The following is an 18,634-nucleotide window of genomic DNA, read 5'->3' as shown; positions in this document are numbered from 1 at the left end:
GGGATAATCATAGCCCAAATGCTGTCCCTGCATGCTAGTCAGAGCGGGATTATACCCTCCAAGACCAGTCACTTCATACGGCTGGTAATACATAGGTTGATGGGTTTGTGCCGGTATAGGAGACCACGCGCCATGCGCCTGATATTCCATATTAGTCATCGGTTGCTTTGAATAAGGATGATATCCATAGGGGATGGGCTGCCCCATGGGAGCATAGGGCCACATTGGCTGACACGGCTCCATAGCCGGTTGTACTGTCGGCCAATCATATACCGGTGCACTCGACAAGCCTGGATATTCACCAGTAAGTAACTGTTCAGATGGGTTATAAGGCTGAGGAGCAGAAAATGGCTGATAGAACGAATCCGATACTTGATACAAATTATGATTAGAAGCTGCGCTCTGTGCTGCTGTTGGATATTGGTGGAACAAATTCTCTGAATGACTCGGACCACATCCACAGGGAGATTGCTTAATAGGCTCCTGCTTATATTCTGGAATATAGCTGATTGGCTCAGGCTTATACTCGGGAATATGGTTGATCGGCTCCTGTTTATATTCGGGAACAGGCTGATAAGCCGGTGGCTGCTCCGGAAATTCAAATATATAATTAGGCACATTGATCTCCGAGTATTTAACGTCAATTTTATACTGCGGCACTATAGGCGGTGGAGTTGTCGGCTGAGCTTCAATAACAGGAGGTATTACTGGGGGCGGGGCTGGTGTCGGAACATTTTCAGCGGCTGGAGCTGGCAATGGAGCTGGAGTCGGGAAGTTGTCTGGAGCTGGTAACACTGGAAGTGGGGCGGCTTCAATAGGGGCGGTATTCTTCTTCCCACCCGAACTTATGGGAGCCGTGTTCTTCTTCATCCCACCCGGCACACTTAATGCTTGAGGAGCGGTTAACCCATCTCCTCCGCTTCCACCCGATGGTATATTTACGAACTCTCCAACGTTAAGCACATCAGGATTAGCGAGCTGCGGGTTGGCACTGATCAACATTTGCAGCGGAATTCCCCAAGCGTTAGACAATTTCCAAAGAGTATCTCCTTCTTTAACCATATGCTTATAAAGCACACCCTCACCTCCGCCTACAGGAACACTCATAGCAGGTACTTTCACTTTATCCCCGACATTTAATTGTTCCGGATTCGTAATCTGAGGATTCGCATCGATCAGCTTTTGCAGCGGAACGGTATATTTCTTAGATAAGTCATACAATGTATCTCCCTGTTGCACGATGTGTAATTTCACGTGACAAAGACCTCCTAATATTTCTTCTTAGGGCCGTGATATTCGCCCGTTGCCCATTTAATACATCCTATGCAGCAGCCCGGGTTTTGACATCCTGCAAAATAAAAAAATCCTCTCTACCCTACAAAGGATAGAAAGGATTAGCGCTATAATTCAAAAATCATTCACGAACCGAAAGGTAACTAGGCGCTGCGATGGTAGCTCCCCTTTTAATAAAGACAATATTATTATCAGAGTCTCAGCTCTGCACCTCCGTCATTTTGGACTCGTAAGAGTAGCTTAGATAAGACCCCAGAATCCGAACCTGGCAGCCCAAGGCTTCAATCTCGGCTATTGCCGCGGGAAGAAGCACAGAGTCCAGGCTGTGAAGTACATCAATATAGAAATAATAATTCCCGAGCTTCTTCTTGGTGGGTCTCGATTCAATCCGGGAGAGGTTCAATTTCCGCCATGAAAAGGCTGAGAGCACCTGATGCAAAGCTCCAGGAAAGTCAGATGGCAGAGTAACCAGAATACTGGTCTTGTCTTCACCAGATGGCTTCAGTTCTCCGAGCTTAGCAGGCCCGATTAACACAAATCGGGTATAGTTATTATCGTGATCCGTCACTTTCTCAGCGAGCACATCAAGACCATGTCTTTTTGCTCCAAGAAGAGTGCCGATAGCCAGCCAGCCTTTGCCCGGATTGTTCTTAACTGTCTCTATCGCTTCCGAAGTGCTGGGAGCATTCTCAAGCTCGGCCTGCGGCATATGCAGGCGAATGAACTGCTGACACTGTGCCATGGCAACAGGATGGGAGATAACCTTGGTCACCTGTGATAAGTCCATCTCTCCACCCTGAGACAGCAGTTCCCCCCTTCTACCGATTAAATTCTGTATGGAGGGATACACCCACTCTACCTGCATCGGAATATCGACTTCATGAACAAGCCAGTCCATGTGAAGTGATACCGAACCCTCTATCGTATTCTCAATGGGAATCACACTATAATCCGTGTTTCCGTTAGCTGTTGATAAGAACACATCTGAGATTTGTTTGAAATGAACCAGTTCTACAGCTTCATCACCAAATAAATGTAGCGCCGCTTCATGGGATACCGTCCCGTCAGGCAATAGTGCAATTCTCTTCATTTGCTTCAATCCCCTTTAATAATATCCATGAAGGAGCGCGAATCAGCAGTCTCAGCTAAGCGGGTTACACCTTCACGATTTGGCTCCAACCATAGTGTCCTGGCAGTTATCCCCTGCTCCTTCAGAATTCCCAGCAGGAAATTCTCCAGATCGCGCCCTGTCCCAGCTCGTTTGTCAACTAGCGCAAGCAACGTGGGACCTGCACCGCTTAGGGCAGCTCCAAGGGCTCCATGATCAGCAGCTTCATTCAGAATTTGGGACATTCCCGGAATAAGTGAAGCCCGGTAAGGCTGGTGAATCCGATCCTTCATCGCCACAGAGATAAGATCAAGCCGGCCTGAAGAGAAGGCAGCGGTAAGCAGTGATGATTTGCCTATGTTATATACCGCATCCTTTAATGACACCTGCTCAGGCAGCACATTTCTTGCGTCCGAGGTAGACAATTGGAAATCGGGGATGGCGACCAGCACTCCCAGATCGGAGGAAGGCTCAATTCTAATATAATCTGCATGCTCCCCATCCCAGGAAGCCGCAATGATGCCTCCGAATAAAGACGCCCCTACATTATCCGGGTGTTTCTCAAGCGCAGTAGCCATATCAAATAATTTAGAGGACGTTAGTGGCGAACCAATCAATTCGTTGGCTGCAACAAGCGCCCCTACAATTGCGGAGGCACTGCTTCCAAGCCCTCTGGTCAACGGTATATCCGAATACATGGATACTTCAAGATCAGGGATTGATACTCCAGCTTCATCAAAAACAGATTGGGCAACTTGATAAATCAGGTTGCTCTTGTCCGCTGGGATCCCCTTCATTTCGTCTCCATAGAGATGAAATGCGGTATGATCCGCAGCCTTCATCTCAATCCACGCATATAACGATAAAGCCATACCCAAAGTGTCAAATCCCGGGCCCAAATTCGCAGTACTCGCCGGAATTCTAACCCGAACACCATTTGATTGCGAAGAACTCATGACTTAACCCCTTTGTTATATAAATTATCCTTCAACACGGTATACACTCTTGATCCGGCGGATAACATCCAGGGATTCGAAATGCAGTAGCACCTTATTCATGCTTGCTTGGCTCGCGTCATGGGTTACAATCATGATTTCGGCATCTGTAGGCTCATTTGGAGATTGTACTACTGATTCCAGACTGACGTCATATTCAGCGAACACTTGAGTAATCTGGGCCAGCACACCCGCTTTATCTTCAACGTGAAGAAGCAGGAAGTTCTTATAAGAGATTTCCTCGTCACTCTTCAGCTTCTTCGGTTTGTAAGGAACAATTGCTTTCAGGCCATTTACACCCAGCTTCAAGTTCTTCACTATAGCTACCAGGTCGGCAACAACCGATGTGGCTGTAGGCATCTCACCAGCGCCTGCACCATAGAACATCGTCTCCCCCACGGCCTCACCATATACGTAGACCGCATTGAATACGCCGTTAACCGAAGCAATCGGATGTGACTTCTTCACCATGGTAGGCTGTACGCTAATACTGAACTGATCGTCTTGTCTATCGGCAATACCGAGCAGCTTCATCTCGTATCCGAGCTGTTTGGCATACAGGATATCTTCCTTCGAGACACTCGAAATTCCGCGGACACTTACGTCGCTTAATTCAACGTTAGTCCGGAAGCCGAGTGTGCCCAGAATAGCCATCTTGCGGGCAGCATCAAGACCTTCCACATCGGATGTAGGGTCGGATTCAGCATAACCAAGCTCCTGCGCTTCCTTCAGAACATCCTCATAAGAAGCACCTTCCTGGCTCATTTTCGTCAAGATATAGTTCGTTGTTCCGTTCACAATCCCCATGATCTTCATGATACGGTCTGACGAGAAGCCCTCAATAAGAGTACGGATAATTGGAATCCCGCCCGCCACACTGGCTTCGTAGAACACATCACACTGTTTCTCCTGGGCTTTGGCCAGAATTTCAGAACCGTGCAGTGCCATAAGATCTTTATTAGCCGTTACGATGTGCTTCCCGCGCTCAAGAGCTTCCAGAATGTACTCCTTCGTTCCGTCAATCCCGCCCATTACCTCAACAATGACATCAATCTCAGGATCCCGTATAACATCCAGCGGGTCTACCGTCAGTTTGCTGGAATCAATTGCGATATTTCTAGCCTTGTCCATACTTTTGACCGCTATCTTCTCGATCACAATTGGAGAACCCACTTGACTGCTCAAATCCTCCTGATGTCCTTCCACAATACGTACCACACCTGTTCCTACAGTGCCCAACCCCAACAATCCAACTTTAACAGGTTTCACCCGCATCTCCTCCTAATTCTTAACACTGAATATTTGCTCAATCTAACCTTGACCGATGACATGAACACGCTGAACCCCGGGAGTCCCCTGGAGAATAACCGTCAATGCATCAAGCTCCTCAGTCAGGTGTGAGATTTCAACTGATATAACCACGTTAGCTCTTCCTTGCAGAGGAATACTCTGATTAATCGTGAGTACATTCCCGCCAAAACCCGCAATCAGGGCAAGCACTTCTGACAATCTGCCAGAACGATGTTCCAAATCAAAAGAAATCGTTGCAATCCGATCCCTCTCCAAATGATTAAGCACATGGATCCCATCTTTATATTTGTAAAAAGCACTACGGCTGATTCCCACCTGCTCCACAGCCTCATGCACGGTCTTCACTTCACCGCCTGCCAACAGCTGCTTCGCCTGCAGTGTCTTGACCACGGCTTCTGGAAGAATATCTTCCCGGACCAAGAAATAACGTTCTTTCACAAACGTCCTCCTCAAAAAGACTGTTGTACTCCTATAGTGGACATTATATAGGAAACGACCTCTCCGGGCAATAGATTTCAGTCTCTCTTTAATAAAAGAGCCGTCTGTAGTCCTTAAATTAAAGACCGCAGACGGCAAATTATTAATAATAGTAACTGCTGCCTTCAACGAACTCGAATTCGAAATCTCCAATTCGGACAATGGTCCCGTCTTCGGCACCCCTCTTACGAAGTTCATCATCGATTCCCATATGACGCATAGTCCTTGCCAGCTTGAGAATAGCTTCATGGCTGTTCAGCTGCATTCGTTTCATCATTCGTTCAATAGCTGGGCTTTCCACAACAAAAGCCTCGTTCTCACGCTTGATTACAAAGCTTTCATCTTCCTTCTTATCCAGCTTGTAGATCTTGCGTTCATTCAGTTCAGTTACTTCTTCAATCGCCGGTGCCTCTGGAATGGAGTCCAGAAGATCAGCGGCCCGGTACAGCAGCTCTTGAATCCCTTCTCTTGTCAAAGAGGAGATGGGCAGAATCTCAAGATCCGGACGCACTTCGGCAATCTTGGTTCTAAATGCTTCAAGATGCTCTGCGGCCTCAGGCATGTCCATCTTGTTGGCCGCCACAATTTGGGGACGGTTCTCCAGATCCGCATTGTACAGCTTCAGCTCTTCATTGATTTTCTGCCAATCCTCAAATGGGTCACGCCCTTCAGAACCGGCCATATCCACTACATGAATAATGACACGTGTACGTTCAATGTGCCGCAGAAATTCATGTCCAAGACCTACGCCCTCGTGTGCACCCTCAATCAGACCGGGTAGATCGGCCATGACAAAGCTTCTGCCCTCGCCTACGTCCACCATACCCAGATTAGGCGTTATCGTTGTAAAGTGATAGGCGCCTATCTTCGGTTTGGCCGCAGAGACCACGGACAGCAAAGTTGATTTGCCGACACTAGGGAAGCCTACCAGACCCACATCCGCCATCACTTTAAGTTCAAGCACAATATATCTTTCCTGGCCTTCTTCACCGTTCTCAGCAAGTTCTGGAGCAGGATTGGTCGGAGTTGCGAAGCGGATATTCCCGCGGCCTCCCCGGCCCCCACGAGCTACTACGACCTGCTGGCCATCCCGGGTTAAATCTGCTAATACTTCCTGAGTGTCTTCATCTATAATCACCGTACCTGGTGGTATACGAACGATCATATCATCAGCACCAGCGCCGTGCTGGCTCTTGTTACGGCCCTTCTCTCCACGCTGCGCTTTGAAATGCCGTTGATAACGGAAATCCATTAGGGTGCGCAAGCCTTCGTCAACCCGGAAGATCACGTCACCGCCTCGACCTCCGTCTCCACCTGCAGGACCACCATTCGGTACATACTTCTCACGCCGGAACGAGACGATTCCGTCTCCTCCGTCTCCACCTTTTACATATATCTTCGCTTTATCTACAAACATCATTTCACCTCATTATAAAGTTCAACATGGTATCCGCAGCTCAAATGAGGCTTGCAGCGGCTCAGTCTGTTCTGCTCTAACCCGCTTGCCCTGAACCGTCTCTTCGATTCTCTGTCTTAGTATTTCAGCGTTGCCATGGTCACCATCTTGCTCGAACATAACAACAATTTCCTGATTCTCTGTAAAAATGGACATTTTGAGCTCTAACACTTCACCCCATGATGAGCGTCCGGCAAATTGGAAGGCACGCACCGTGTCCATAATGGCTTCGGTCAGCTCTTCCGCTTGCCCAGCATCAAGCAGGCCGCTGAGCTGCAGTCCTTCCTCAATTTCAACATCCAGATGAATAGACCTGTTAACTTCACGGAACGACTGCAGATAGAACACCAAAGATGGGATGCCTAATTTGGAAATACTGCTCTCTATGTTCATCCGTTCCTTTATTCTTTCCACACAGTGGACGAGTTTATCATGCTTTCCAAGCTGAATATAACCATATAAAATTTGCAGGTCATTCATCCAGTCATGACGATGATGCCCCAGTGCAGCATTAGCCGTCTGCTGAAGGGAATCAAGCAGCCGCTTAGTCTCATTCTCCTTCTGGCGCTTCATAAATTGAAAATAGGTCAGACCTACAAGCCCACCCCAAACGCATGCTGCAAGATGCAGAATGAGAGAATGCGCAAAATATACCGCGATCATAGGGACTAAAGCTAACATGAAGGCAACAATAGAGGGCGATTTACGATATTTCATAATTCTCCATTCCTTTTTCGGAGGTGACATCTTTAACCAGTATATCACAAAAGATTTGCCGCCGCGTGCTAGTCAGAGGTTAACTACAAAAAAGCCCCCGGCATGACTGCCAGGGGCTTAATCAAATTCTTACGCTTCAACTGCAGCCGCTACCGGAGCGACTTGGGCAGGGTAGACGCTCACTTTTTTGCGATCGCGACCCCAACGTTCGAATTTCACTACACCATCAACTTTTGCGAAGAGGGTGTCGTCTTTACCGATTCCTACGTTGTTACCCGGGTGAATCTTCGTACCGCGTTGGCGAACGAGGATGCTACCACCTGTAACCGTTTGGCCATCAGCACGTTTAACGCCAAGACGTTTCGATTCACTATCGCGTCCGTTCTTTGTGGAACCTACACCCTTCTTGGATGCAAATAACTGGAGATCCAATTTCAACATTGTTGTCTACCTCCTTCTTCAAATATTAACCTGCTTTATCTTAATATACTTGTCGTATGACTGTTCGATACTCTTCAGCATAACCACCAGGGATGATAACAAAAGCTGAGCCTGCTCCAATGCGGGAGACTGGCTGGAATCCGGGAGAACCGCGCTCAAGAAGCCGTTCTTCATCTCTGACTCCATAACGATACCGGTAAGCTCCTCAATTGAGTTGACTGTACCTACTGTGACGGCAGAGACGCCCGCACATACAATATCTTCACCGGCCTTGGCATAATTCGCATGGCCTTCCACTTTAAATCCTTGAATAGAGCTGCCGTTACGGCGCAATATGGAGACGATAATCAACTACCGCACCTTCTTACGCTTGGATTTTCTCGATGGTCACTTTCGTGTAAGGTTGACGATGACCTTGTTTCTTACGGTAGTTCTTCTTAGCTTTGTATTTGAATACAACCACTTTCTCGCCTTTGCCGTGTTTCTCAACTTTCGCTGTTACACTTGCACCGGATACGAGTGGAGCTCCTGCTACCAAGCCGTCACCTTTAGAAACTGCCAAAACACGATCGAAAGTAACACTCTCGCCGTCACCAGCATTCAATTTCTCGATGTAAAGAACATCTCCTTCTTGAACACGGTATTGCTTGCCACCTGTTTCAATAATTGCGTACATTTGTCTGCACCTCCTCATTTCTCAGACTCGCCTGATTCAGGTGATGCCGAAGCATACTTCCAGACCTGATCGGAGCGGTTACAGCATGTGCAGAAGAGTTCACTTAAGACACATACTAAATTATAATAGCATGGACATCCTCGAAGATCAATACTTTCTTCCCATTATTCTATCGTTTCACTCTGCCCGTCCCCTGACATACTGAGCATACATCCCAATGGGCCCCGCTGCCTTCGCGCATTTTCTTCCGGGTCAGTTCAAGCAGACCAAGCTTCGTCCAGCCGAGAATATGGTGCTGGGTCCGATCAGGTCTCATCTTATCCTCAAGCATATGAAGCACACGGCTGCGGTGCTCTTCAATCTCCATGTCAATGAAGTCAATAATAACAATACCGCCGGTATCGCGCAGACGAAGCAGTCTTGCAATTTCAGCCGCAGCCTCCAGATTAGTCTGAAATACGGTATCCTCAAGATTGTCCGTCCCTGTGAATTTACCCGTATTCACATCAATTACAGTCAAGGCCTCGGTCCGGTCCCATATCAGATATCCGCCGCCAGGCAGCCAGGTCTTGCGCTGGAAGTCCTTGTTAAGCTGATGCTGAATGCCGTAAGCCTCGAAGATCGGCTTGTCATCCTTGTATTCATGTACCTTGGGAAGTTCCCCCTGCAGCATTCCTTCCAGGAAGGAGACCGCTTCTTCCGCCTGCTGCTTGTTATCGAGAATCAGCTCCCCGGACTGGGGAATATATACATCTCTCATTAACCGCTGAACCATGCTCAAATCCTGATGAAGGAGAGCCGGGACTTGAACTTTCCCTGCCCTGTCCAGAACAGCTGTCCACTGCGTGCGCAGAAATTCCAAATCTTCCTCAATCGCTTCAGCCTGTTCATTCTCCGCTACGGTCCGTATGATCAGCCCCTCTTCTTCCTGGCGAAGCTCTTCTCCAAGCTGTCTGAGGCGGTTCCTCTCACTTTCTCTCTCAATCCGCTTGGATACAGCAACATACCCGGAAATGGGCATATAGACGATCCATCTTCCCGGCAGTGAATAATGCGTAGTTACCCGGGCACCTTTCGTTCCCAGCGCATCTTTTACAACCTGAACAATAAGCTCTTGTCCAACCTTAAGCAGCTCTGTAATGGAAGGCTTGACCTTGGGCTGCTTCTCTAAATGAGGATGCAGTACGTCGTCAATATAAAGGAATGCATTCTTCTTCTGTCCTATATCGACAAAAGCCGCCTGCATACCCGGGATCACATTAATTACGCGCCCTTTGAACAGGCTGCCTACAACACCGCTTTCTTCAGAACGCTCAACCGCGAACTCCACAAGTCTGCCATGCTCCAGCAGTGCCATCTGTGTAGAGCCCGGCTCGCAGCGAACAATCATCTGCTTCATGTACTCACCCCTGCTTACGCTCTGCCGAACTGTTGTCATCAAATTATATCATGGAAATCAGGCTCAGTGGTCCAGTCTCCCCGTCAAATAAGAGGCAATAACCTTCTGTTCCGGCACAACCGCCATAATCTCGCCCTTATGGTTCATCACATAGATGAAATGATACTTCTCTCGTCTTAATAGACGCAGTATCCGGTCCAAAGGTTTCGATGGTTCTGCAATTATAGGCTGTACGAGACTGCCTTGAATCAAATGCTGTGAGAATGATTGATCCCGGTTCATTAAGAAACGGAGAAACCTGTAATGGACATTCCGGTAATCGGTCAGATTGGAATACAACAGAAAGCTGCCGATCAGCAGCAGGTTAAGCTGGAGAGCCCCCCCCACAAGCCACGGACCTACCGCATATATAATTACAAGCACGCTGAACAGTACACTCACCCGGGTGCACCACAGGATGGTGGAATGATAGGACAATGACAGGCTGCATAGGGCTTGGCTGATCTTCCCCCCATCTAGGGGCAGAATTGGCAGCAAATTAAACAAGGCTATCAGGATATTACACTCTATAAAATAAACCGGGAATGCTCCTTCCCAAACTGCGCTCTGGTGCAGAAGTAGGGTGATTCCAATTAAGACCAGGTTTTGAAAAGGTCCTGCCAGTGCGATGATAATCTCCTTGCCTGCTGTAACATTCCCGTTGTCCTCCATAACGGCATTACCGCCAAAGGGAAGCAGGGTTACCGATACTACGGGAATTCCGAACCATCTTGCTGCGGCGACATGACCTAGTTCATGTACAAAGACGATGCCGAAGAGGGCGATCAGCTCAAGAAATCGGCCAGTCAGGACGGAGGCCAGCATAATAATTACAAATAAGGGGTGTACGGAGAACTGGATACCCGCGAATCTAATCAAAAGGCACCACGTCAGACGGGTCGATATACTGGCCGTCTTTCTTCAAAGCAAAATACAAAGCTTTCGGAGTTCCTGCCTCCGGGCTTCTTAGGCTGCCTACTGCTTCTCCCCCTTCAACCCAGTCCCCCTGCTGGACATTGGCACTGCTCAGATGTCCGTATATTGAATAATACCCACCTGGATGCTGTATATGTACAGTCAGTCCGGTGTTCACGTCTTGGGTAACCTCCGTGACACGGCCGGTTTCAACGCTGCTCACCTGTGACTCACCGGATTTAAGCTTTGCCGCAGGGGGAAGAACCTCAATTCCTTCCAAATTCAAAGCAAACGGCAGAATGACCGTTCCCTCCATCGGAGAGAAGAAGATCTGCTGGCTCTGCACTTTCTGGCCCTTGTCCTTATTTTGACCGAAGATAGGAATAAAGGAAGGCGCCCCCCCGAAATGTTCGTTATACCAGACCTGCGCGGCCCCAAAGTCAATTTCCTCGGTAAACGTCTTGTCAACAAATTGACGGATAGGAAGCGACCATTCAGGCTCATAACGATAAATGCCCCATAACGCTCCAAATATCATGCTACTAATCAAAGCACGCAGAAAGAGCATTTTCCAAAAGGAGACTGTTCCAGGAGGATTGCCCCTGCCTGAATCTTTTGGATCTCTTGAATCTCTTGAATTGGTCTCTATGTCATAGGCCCACCTGGCACTATTCTGTTTCCATACCCTTTCAGGGTCAGGCTCCTGATATTCGGGGACATGGGTACGGTTGGTTTCGATAACAGGTTCCTGTATCTCATAGGAGGAGGGATGTTCAGATGCCTCCCATAGCGGCTTACCAAGCATGGAATGATCCATTGGAGCGGCTAAGAGTTGTCCGATCCGCTCTTCTCTGCGCTTTTTCACACCTGACTTCAAGTCCATAGCGCTACTCCCCTTTGCGGCTTGTATAATATATAGCTTGTTCCATCATATGAGAAGAGCCCGCTAAATATGAACAGACCAGCCTTGAACAGCAAAAAACCGGGTACGAAGGAAGCTGCACAAAGTCTGCAGACCACTTCATACTCCGGTATGTTGAGATAGATATTAGGCTTACAAGCCAAGCTGGGGTTAGCCCATGCCAAAAAACTTCTTAAAACGCGTAAATGCGCCTTTTTTCTGGTCCAGCTGCATGAGGGGAACTGTGTCACCCAGTATACGCCGGGCGATATTGCGGTAAGCAATCGCTGCTTTGGAATCCGGATTCATAACCGTAGGTTCTCCAGTATTCGCCGCTTTAATAACAAGCTCATCATCAGGCACAATCCCGATCAGATCAATATTCAGAACTTGAAGAATCCCCTCAATATCCAGCATATCTCCCGATTTAACCATATTCACCCGAATCCGGTTGACCACCAGCTTGGGTGATTTGATGTGCGAGCTCTCCAAAAGTCCAATAATCCGGTCCGCATCCCTGACGGCTGCATGCTCCGGAGTCGTAACCACAATGGCCTGGTCCGCACCGGCTATTGCATTCTTGAAGCCCTGCTCAATCCCTGCAGGACAATCGATAATCACATATTCATACTCTTTCTTCAGTTCCAGAATGATATCCCGTACCTGTTCCGGGGATACGGCATTCTTATCCTTGGTCTGGGCTGCGGGAAGCATATATAGTTCATCGAAACGCTTGTCCTTCACAAGCGCTTGATTCAACCGGCAGCGTCCTTCTGCAACGTCACACAAGTCATAAATAATCCGGTTCTCAAGCCCCATTACGACATCGAGATTGCGTAGGCCGATGTCCGTATCGACTAGACAAACCTTTTTGCCAAGCAAAGCAAGCGCTGTGCCTATATTGGCTGACGTCGTAGTCTTGCCTACACCGCCTTTTCCCGAAGTGACGACAATAGCCTCTCCCATAATCTACACCCCTTTTAGTGAGCTTAAATCCGGCCGTACTCGGACTATATTCGTAATCTTGTCTATCTGCATGGCTCCGTCCTTCAAATAAGCGAACTCCATGCTTGTCTCCCTGTTCTCCCATTCATCCGGAGGTCTGCTGATGACTTCCGCAATTCTGAGCTGGGTTGGTGCCAGGTACGAAGCCGCAATGACCGCTGCTTCGTTCCCGTTAACCCCGGCATGCGCCATTCCCCGCAGGGCACCTATAATGAAAATATCACCCGTACACTCTAACGTACCGCCCGGATTCACGTCTCCCAAGAACAGGATATCTCCATCATGATGAAGCACCTGGCCTGAGCGGACCATTCCGGTATGAATCGTCAATGGGTTCTTAACAGCAGCTTCGGTATCCAGAGCCGGTGTATCAATTGAACGGATAAGCAGATTGCCCTTTTGCTTAAGCGTGTCCAGAATTTCATTCTTCTGATCCTCTGTAATCTCTCTTAGACCCACCTTGATATCCACATGAATGATAGGTCCTGTCAAAATATTCTGATGGCTGTGTTCCAGTTTATATCTAAGATCTTCAAGAAGCTCCGAGAATTCACACTGATCGTCAAGCAGGAATATCAGGCCATCTTTGGTGCCTTTTATAGTTACATGGTTCGATTTCACTGTCATAAGCCTGTCCCTCCCCTTACATCAATTCGTGAGTGAGCCTTCCATTTCCTCCTTAGTCACTGAAAATGACGTCTGAAAGTCAGGCAGTCTCCTCTTGGGGACGCCGTCTGACGAGCTTGTCGATTTGACGGCGCAAGGGCACATAAATGGCCAGAGCAAAGATCAGCTGTACAATCACGGTTGGAATAATGTGGTCAACAAGCGCATAGGTGTAAGGCAATTTATAAATCTTAAATACCGTATAAATGCCGAATATGATTGAATCCATGAGCAGGCTTCCGATCACAACCACGATCATCATAACCAGGAGAGAGGCTCGGCGCGACCGGAATACAAGCCCCATTAAATAACCTGATAATCCCATGGAGAACGAATAAGTGCCAATCATAATTCCGTAGAACACCACATCATGAAGTATGCCAAAAGTCAGTCCAAGCATCAGAGCAACATAACGGTGGTCATAGATCGCAGCAAACAGAATCACTACAAAAACCAGATGCGGAATGATCCGGGTCTGCCAAGCCCCTGGAATTAGCAGCGGGACAATTGTGGTCTCCACAATGAATAGCAGAAATAACAGCAGTGTCATCACATAACGACGCGCCATTATTTCGGCACCTCCCATGTGATAACGACAAAGAGGCTCTTCCAGTTCTCAAAACTGGCTGCAGGCTTGATGCTTGCAGTAGCTGTCAATCCGTTACCAGCCTGACGGCTAACCACAGTACCGATAGGCAGGTTCTTAGGAAAAGCCCCACCCGCTCCTGAGGTTACGATTTGGTCTCCTTTGGCAAGCGGATCGTTCTGATTAATCTTAGTCATCAGAAATGTACCTGTCTGCTGGTCAAAATCCTCGATTATCCCAAAGGAGGTATTCTCCTTGCCAACGGCGGTAGCCGCCATACCAGGCGAGGTGATATCTCTGGAATCCATGGAGGTTAGCAGCTTAACGGTAGAGGTGAAGTTACTGACTTCACTAACAATGCCTACCATGCCTTTATCTGAAATTACACTCAGGCCTTTTCTGATCTTATCATTGCTGCCTCTGTTGATAACCAAAGTCCGGTTGGCAGGATCGTTATTAACACTAACTACATCGACGATAGCCAGATCGAATTTGTTACTGTTCTTCTGGGCCTCTGTGAACTTCAGATCATTCTGAAGGCTCTCTACCTGAGTTTGCAGCGCAATAATCTTAGGCATTTCACGGGAATAGTGAGCCATCATAATCTTAAGCTCTCTATTCTCTTCCTGAAGGGAATGCAGATTGCTGATATCTTCAAAGAAGCCCGCTACAGCGCGAGCGGGCTTGTAGAATACCGATTGGACGAATCCTACCGTATCCTTGATGAACTTCTCGGGCCAGGACAAGCCTGCCCGTGGTCCGAGTGTAAATCCCATCACAGCAACAAACAGGATAAGTCCAATCAATAATATGAACAGTCTCTTGTTACCTAGCAGCTTAAACAGTTCCAACACCCTCTATCTTACTTTTTCTCTCCCAATACAAGGGCTGTCTTCTTCGCATACTATCTTCTAGATTTGATGGCTGAACTGCTTCTTGATTTGAACAAATGAATATTATCGAGTGCACGACCTGTTCCGATGGCTACACAATCCAGCGGGTTCTCTGCCACAATGACTGGCATTCCGGTCTCATTCGCCAGCAGCTTGTCCAGATTGCGAAGCAGCGCCCCGCCGCCTGTAAGAACAATTCCCCGGTCCATAATGTCGGCAGCAAGCTCTGGAGGACACTTCTCTAGCGTCACCTTAACCGCATCCACAATCGCATTGACCGTATCGCCCAAGGCTTCTGAAATCTCATCCGAAGTAATGGTGATTGTCTTGGGCAGTCCTGTTACCAGGTCCCGTCCGCGAATCTCCATAGTCTCAACTTGATCCAGCGGCATGGCTGAGCCTACATCCATCTTCAGCTGCTCTGCTGTTCTCTCACCGATCATCAGATTATACTGGCGCTTGATATATTGAATGATAGACTCATCCGCTTCATCTCCTGCAACCCGGACAGAACGGCTGGTTACAATACCGCCAAGTGAAATGACTGCAACTTCAGTCGTTCCACCGCCGATGTCTACAACCATACTGCCTGTAGGCTCCCAGACTGGAAGATCGGCTCCGATTGCTGCGGCAAAAGGCTCTTCGATCGTATAAGCTTCACGTGCACCCGCCTGCTTGGTCGCATCTTCAACCGCACGCTGTTCAACGGCAGTAATCCCTGAAGGTACGCATACCATTACATTCGGATGGCGCTGGAATAGAGAACGCTGCTTCTGAGCCTGACGGATGAAATATTTAATCATCGTTGCTGTTGTATCAAAATCAGCAATGACCCCGTCTTTCATAGGACGGATTGCGCGGATGTTCCCAGGTGTTCTTCCGATCATTTTCTTAGCGGATTCGCCAACAGCCACAATGGCTTTTGTATCAGTATTAAGAGCTACAACGGACGGCTCCCTGACAATAATTCCTTTTCCACGAATATAAACGAGTGTGTTCGCTGTTCCCAAGTCAATTCCCAAGTCTTTCGTAAAACCACCTAACATGTTGTAACTCCCTTTCCTTATGTGTCTAAGCTATTATATTACATGAGACCTTGCTCCTTCAAACTGACGAAAGTTCCATCTCCGATAACGAGGTGATCCAGAACATCGATCCCCACAATCTGACCTGCTTCGCACAGCCTCTGCGTAATCTGAATATCCTCCGGGCTCGGCGCAGGATCACCGCTCGGGTGATTATGAGCGCAAACAACTGAAGCACTGCTGCATTTGATGGCCGCCCGAAAAACTTCACGTGGGTGAACAATTGACGCATTCAGACTGCCTATGGAGAGTGTCTCTTGAGCAATGATATGATTTTTTGTATTCAGAAATAAACAGACAAAATGTTCCTTCTTCAAATAACGCAGCTGTTCCATTAATAAATCCGCCGCATCGCGCGGGCTTCGAATGGCAACCGGTCCCGGTCTTCTCGCTGTTGACACCCGGATTCCAAGCTCAAAGCCAGCCTTAAGCTGAATCGCTTTGGCCATTCCGATTCCTTTGGTCTGCATTAATTCTTCCACACTGAGATCCATCAAATTCCGAAGGTCCCCGGCCCGGTTCAATATTCTCTGTGCCACATGCACCGCCGACTCCTGACGTGTTCCGGTCCTCAGAAGTATGGCAAGCAGTTCGGCATGGCTGAGCGCGTCAGCCCCATATTGCATCATGCGTTCTCGTGGTCGTTCATCATGGGGGATGTCACGCAGCGTATAAGCAGCTGGTTCCATCTAATTCCCTCTCTTTCCCTATATCGCGGGCACTAACCTAATGCCCTGCTTATAATACATAGATATCAAACTGCTTAAGCATTTCACTTAGAAGGGAAAGAGGAAGACCCACTACGTTGAAATAGCAGCCTCGAATTTCAGTGACAAGTGTCGCTCCAAGTCCTTGGATGGCGTAAGCCCCAGCCTTGTCCAGTCCTTCCCCGCTCTCTGCGTAAGCCAAAACTTCGGTCTCGGACAGCGACCTCATTGTAACTGTCGTAACGCGGTAGTCTGTTAAAGTCTGTCCTGTCGCCCCATCTATACAGGAGACGCCCGTGAATACCTGATGGCTTTGGCCTTGCAGGGACCGCAGCATGGAAGCAGCCTCTTCCCTGGAAGAAGGCTTCCCGAGCACTCGTCCGTTCAGCACAACAATCGTGTCACTACCTACAATAACAGCGTCATCTCTTGCGGGGATCAGGGAACGGTGAACTGCGGCGGCCTTGCGAAGCGCAAGTTCAGACACAATCCGCTCCGGTGCCCAGTCCTCTGGCGTTGTTTCATCCGCATGACTCGGAATAATCTCAAATGGAATATGTAAGCCTGCAATCAATTCCCTTCTTCTTGGGGACGAAGAGGCTAGAATTATTAGACGTGATTGATTATTTTCCAAAAAAAATGAATCCTCCCTTAGTAGATTCGGATTCCTCGCCATTTTTTGACACTTTATTATTATAAGGTTAATTTCATAGCAATACAAACACAAATCCGGCATGGGGAAGTATTTCCATTTCCCTGCCGGATTTGCAGCCGATTACTGTTGCTTGATTCCCAGAAGTTCCTTTTGAAGCAATATATATTCCATCATGGCCGTTTGAACCTCCCACAGGTGAGTCTTGGAGCCATTGGAGTTATAGCGGCTCAAGGCCTCTACTGCTGTATTCATTGCCTTTTCCATAGTGTCCGCGGTCGGCTTCACGTCACTTGGCAGCCCGCCCTTGACAGCTGAAGCATTCTCAGTCCATTGGCGGTGTTTTTCTTTCAAGTTAGCTACTTCAGCCTGACTTTGCTTCTGGACCTCCTTGGTCTCAAGCAGAGAGGCTGAAGTGACACTAAGCAGCTTGATCAGATCCGCACTTTCCTCCAGATACTGATCGAGCACTCCGATGTCACCGCCGTACTTAAGCTGTGCCTCGGCAGGGTAACGTATCTCATGGACAATCAGATTCACGCCGCTTGACTTCAACTGGCTGCTCAGCAGCTTGGCCTGTTCCCTCTCGGGGGATACACCTGCATACACGCGTGTATGATCAAGTGTATCCCTGGCCGCTGCTACGCCCGATTGCTGAAGCTCCTCCTGAGCCTGCTTCACCCCTTGGGACGTGCTAAAGACGCCGTATTGAAGGAAGTAATAGGCCTGGTCAGGCAGCACTGCTTTTACCATTGGAATATCGCCATTTGGAGTATTCGGCTCATCAGTCGGGCCTAGAACAGATACCGAAGGAGAACTCACAGTGCTGTCTGGTCTGAGTGACGATATTCCCGGAATAGGAAAGGAGATATCTTTGTTGAACAGGGATAACAGGACAAAACCGAATAATGTGCCTGTCACCAGAGCTGCAGAAATGGAGCCGGCCAGCTTCCATTTGGAAGGCTTTTTGGGAGAAATATAATATACATCATCATGTGGTGCGCTATCCTCCAGCAGATGGGTATCCATCTCCTTCATTTCAGGAATTACACGCGCCCCCGAATGACTATGCGTCAGGAAAGGCTCACCCCAGCTCTCCAGAGGATCCATGACCAGAGGAACAGATCCTGGATTCTTCTCCTGGACAGCCCGTTCAGGTTCTTCTGTATACTCCGGGACTGATTGTATGTTATTTAGCGGCACCGCCTCATTTCGCTGCTCCTCCGGCTTATCGAATCGAAATGTCATCCTTGCCTTATTCACCTGACACACTCTCCTTGTCCCAACTATATAGATAAGCTATATGTCAGAG

21 protein-coding genes and 1 other annotated feature (1 of these 22 only partly in view) are annotated in these 18,634 nt (G+C 48.3%); all 21 genes read right to left on the bottom strand.

Annotated features, from left to right (window positions below; all coding sequences use genetic code 11):
* On the bottom strand, positions 1-1,254 hold the 5' portion of the coding sequence (locus LDO05_RS18840; protein WP_276575559.1) for a LysM peptidoglycan-binding domain-containing protein. The gene continues 324 nt to the left of window position 1, outside the view; the window shows 1,254 of its 1,578 coding nt (coding positions 1-1,254); it begins with the start codon at positions 1,252-1,254; its stop codon lies beyond the left edge, outside the window.
* A 238-nt stretch (positions 1,255-1,492) separates the two neighbouring features.
* Positions 1,493-2,383, bottom strand: coding sequence for a prephenate dehydratase (gene pheA, locus LDO05_RS05555; protein WP_251377892.1), 891 nt, complete (start codon positions 2,381-2,383; stop codon positions 1,493-1,495).
* A 5-nt stretch (positions 2,384-2,388) separates the two neighbouring features.
* On the bottom strand, positions 2,389-3,357 hold the full coding sequence (gene thrB, locus LDO05_RS05550; protein WP_251377891.1) for a homoserine kinase: 969 nt from the start codon (positions 3,355-3,357) through the stop codon (positions 2,389-2,391).
* A gap of 24 nt (positions 3,358-3,381) precedes the next feature.
* Positions 3,382-4,665 (bottom strand): homoserine dehydrogenase, encoded by a 1,284-nt coding sequence (locus LDO05_RS05545; RefSeq protein ID WP_251377890.1) that lies wholly within the window; start codon positions 4,663-4,665, stop codon positions 3,382-3,384.
* Positions 4,666-4,707: 42 nt separating this feature from the next.
* Positions 4,708-5,145: an ACT domain-containing protein gene (locus LDO05_RS05540; protein WP_251377889.1), complete on the bottom strand. Its 438-nt coding sequence runs from the start codon at positions 5,143-5,145 to the stop codon at positions 4,708-4,710.
* Between the two features lie 142 nt (positions 5,146-5,287).
* Positions 5,288-6,601 carry a GTPase ObgE gene (gene obgE, locus LDO05_RS05535; RefSeq protein ID WP_251378622.1) on the bottom strand — a complete coding sequence of 438 codons (1,314 nt, stop codon included), beginning with the start codon at positions 6,599-6,601 and terminating at the stop codon, positions 5,288-5,290.
* Between the two features lie 21 nt (positions 6,602-6,622).
* The gene (locus LDO05_RS05530) at positions 6,623-7,357 is read right to left on the bottom strand and encodes a Spo0B domain-containing protein (RefSeq protein ID WP_251377888.1); all 735 of its coding nucleotides are present in this window, start codon (positions 7,355-7,357) and stop codon (positions 6,623-6,625) included.
* A 129-nt stretch (positions 7,358-7,486) separates the two neighbouring features.
* The gene (rpmA, locus tag LDO05_RS05525) at positions 7,487-7,798 is read right to left on the bottom strand and encodes a 50S ribosomal protein L27 (protein WP_251377887.1); all 312 of its coding nucleotides are present in this window, start codon (positions 7,796-7,798) and stop codon (positions 7,487-7,489) included.
* 18 nt (positions 7,799-7,816) lie between these two features.
* On the bottom strand, positions 7,817-8,149 hold the full coding sequence (locus LDO05_RS05520) for a ribosomal-processing cysteine protease Prp (protein WP_251377885.1): 333 nt from the start codon (positions 8,147-8,149) through the stop codon (positions 7,817-7,819).
* A gap of 13 nt (positions 8,150-8,162) precedes the next feature.
* Positions 8,163-8,474 (bottom strand): 50S ribosomal protein L21, encoded by a 312-nt coding sequence (rplU, locus tag LDO05_RS05515; RefSeq protein WP_127201016.1) that lies wholly within the window; start codon positions 8,472-8,474, stop codon positions 8,163-8,165.
* Positions 8,475-8,487: 13 nt separating this feature from the next.
* Positions 8,488-8,564, bottom strand: a sequence feature (ribosomal protein L21 leader region).
* A gap of 79 nt (positions 8,565-8,643) precedes the next feature.
* The gene (locus tag LDO05_RS05510) at positions 8,644-9,873 is read right to left on the bottom strand and encodes an Rne/Rng family ribonuclease (protein ID WP_251377884.1); all 1,230 of its coding nucleotides are present in this window, start codon (positions 9,871-9,873) and stop codon (positions 8,644-8,646) included.
* Positions 9,874-9,936: 63 nt separating this feature from the next.
* Positions 9,937-10,791 carry a M50 family metallopeptidase gene (locus LDO05_RS05505; protein ID WP_251377883.1) on the bottom strand — a complete coding sequence of 285 codons (855 nt, stop codon included), beginning with the start codon at positions 10,789-10,791 and terminating at the stop codon, positions 9,937-9,939.
* Positions 10,784-11,692 (bottom strand): M23 family metallopeptidase, encoded by a 909-nt coding sequence (locus LDO05_RS05500; protein WP_251377882.1) that lies wholly within the window; start codon positions 11,690-11,692, stop codon positions 10,784-10,786. The genes LDO05_RS05505 and LDO05_RS05500 overlap by 8 nt, the downstream gene beginning before the upstream one ends.
* 207 nt (positions 11,693-11,899) lie before the next feature.
* Positions 11,900-12,694: a septum site-determining protein MinD gene (gene minD, locus LDO05_RS05495; protein ID WP_251377881.1), complete on the bottom strand. Its 795-nt coding sequence runs from the start codon at positions 12,692-12,694 to the stop codon at positions 11,900-11,902.
* Positions 12,695-12,697: 3 nt separating this feature from the next.
* A complete protein-coding gene (gene minC, locus LDO05_RS05490) occupies positions 12,698-13,360 on the bottom strand; it encodes a septum site-determining protein MinC (RefSeq protein ID WP_251377880.1) in 663 nt (220 codons plus the stop codon).
* Positions 13,361-13,439: 79 nt separating this feature from the next.
* Positions 13,440-13,967 carry a rod shape-determining protein MreD gene (gene mreD, locus LDO05_RS05485; RefSeq protein ID WP_346657624.1) on the bottom strand — a complete coding sequence of 176 codons (528 nt, stop codon included), beginning with the start codon at positions 13,965-13,967 and terminating at the stop codon, positions 13,440-13,442.
* Positions 13,967-14,839 carry a rod shape-determining protein MreC gene (gene mreC, locus LDO05_RS05480; protein WP_251377879.1) on the bottom strand — a complete coding sequence of 291 codons (873 nt, stop codon included), beginning with the start codon at positions 14,837-14,839 and terminating at the stop codon, positions 13,967-13,969. Before mreC ends, mreD begins: the two co-directional genes overlap by 1 nt.
* Positions 14,840-14,889: 50 nt before the next feature.
* Positions 14,890-15,924, bottom strand: coding sequence for a rod shape-determining protein (locus LDO05_RS05475; protein ID WP_127201008.1), 1,035 nt, complete (start codon positions 15,922-15,924; stop codon positions 14,890-14,892).
* A 38-nt stretch (positions 15,925-15,962) separates the two neighbouring features.
* The gene (radC, locus tag LDO05_RS05470) at positions 15,963-16,652 is read right to left on the bottom strand and encodes a RadC family protein (protein WP_251377878.1); all 690 of its coding nucleotides are present in this window, start codon (positions 16,650-16,652) and stop codon (positions 15,963-15,965) included.
* Positions 16,653-16,701: 49 nt separating this feature from the next.
* The gene (locus tag LDO05_RS05465; RefSeq protein ID WP_251377877.1) at positions 16,702-17,304 is read right to left on the bottom strand and encodes a Maf family protein; all 603 of its coding nucleotides are present in this window, start codon (positions 17,302-17,304) and stop codon (positions 16,702-16,704) included.
* Between the two features lie 141 nt (positions 17,305-17,445).
* Positions 17,446-18,585, bottom strand: coding sequence for an SPOR domain-containing protein (locus tag LDO05_RS05460; RefSeq protein WP_251377876.1), 1,140 nt, complete (start codon positions 18,583-18,585; stop codon positions 17,446-17,448).
* Positions 18,586-18,634 lie beyond the last annotated feature (49 nt).

This window comes from Paenibacillus sp. YPG26 (genome assembly GCF_023704175.1).
Taxonomy (GTDB): Bacteria; Bacillota; Bacilli; order Paenibacillales; family Paenibacillaceae; genus Fontibacillus.
Note: the sequence above shows the minus strand (reverse complement) of the source record. Positions and strands in the feature narration are given on the sequence as shown.

Coding starts and splice junctions, on each gene's coding strand:
- LDO05_RS05510 (WP_251377884.1), bottom strand. CDS start 9,873: ATGAAGCAGATGATTGTTCGCTGCGAGCCGGGCTCTACACAGATGGCA.
- obgE (WP_251378622.1), bottom strand. CDS start 6,601: ATGTTTGTAGATAAAGCGAAGATATATGTAAAAGGTGGAGACGGAGGA.
- rpmA (WP_251377887.1), bottom strand. CDS start 7,798: ATGTTGAAATTGGATCTCCAGTTATTTGCATCCAAGAAGGGTGTAGGT.
- pheA (WP_251377892.1), bottom strand. CDS start 2,383: ATGAAGAGAATTGCACTATTGCCTGACGGGACGGTATCCCATGAAGCG.
- thrB (WP_251377891.1), bottom strand. CDS start 3,357: ATGAGTTCTTCGCAATCAAATGGTGTTCGGGTTAGAATTCCGGCGAGT.
- radC (WP_251377878.1), bottom strand. CDS start 16,652: ATGGAACCAGCTGCTTATACGCTGCGTGACATCCCCCATGATGAACGA.
- rplU (WP_127201016.1), bottom strand. CDS start 8,474: ATGTACGCAATTATTGAAACAGGTGGCAAGCAATACCGTGTTCAAGAA.
- minC (WP_251377880.1), bottom strand. CDS start 13,360: ATGACAGTGAAATCGAACCATGTAACTATAAAAGGCACCAAAGATGGC.
- LDO05_RS05530 (WP_251377888.1), bottom strand. CDS start 7,357: ATGAAATATCGTAAATCGCCCTCTATTGTTGCCTTCATGTTAGCTTTA.
- mreD (WP_346657624.1), bottom strand. CDS start 13,967: ATGGCGCGTCGTTATGTGATGACACTGCTGTTATTTCTGCTATTCATT.
- LDO05_RS05475 (WP_127201008.1), bottom strand. CDS start 15,924: ATGTTAGGTGGTTTTACGAAAGACTTGGGAATTGACTTGGGAACAGCG.
- minD (WP_251377881.1), bottom strand. CDS start 12,694: ATGGGAGAGGCTATTGTCGTCACTTCGGGAAAAGGCGGTGTAGGCAAG.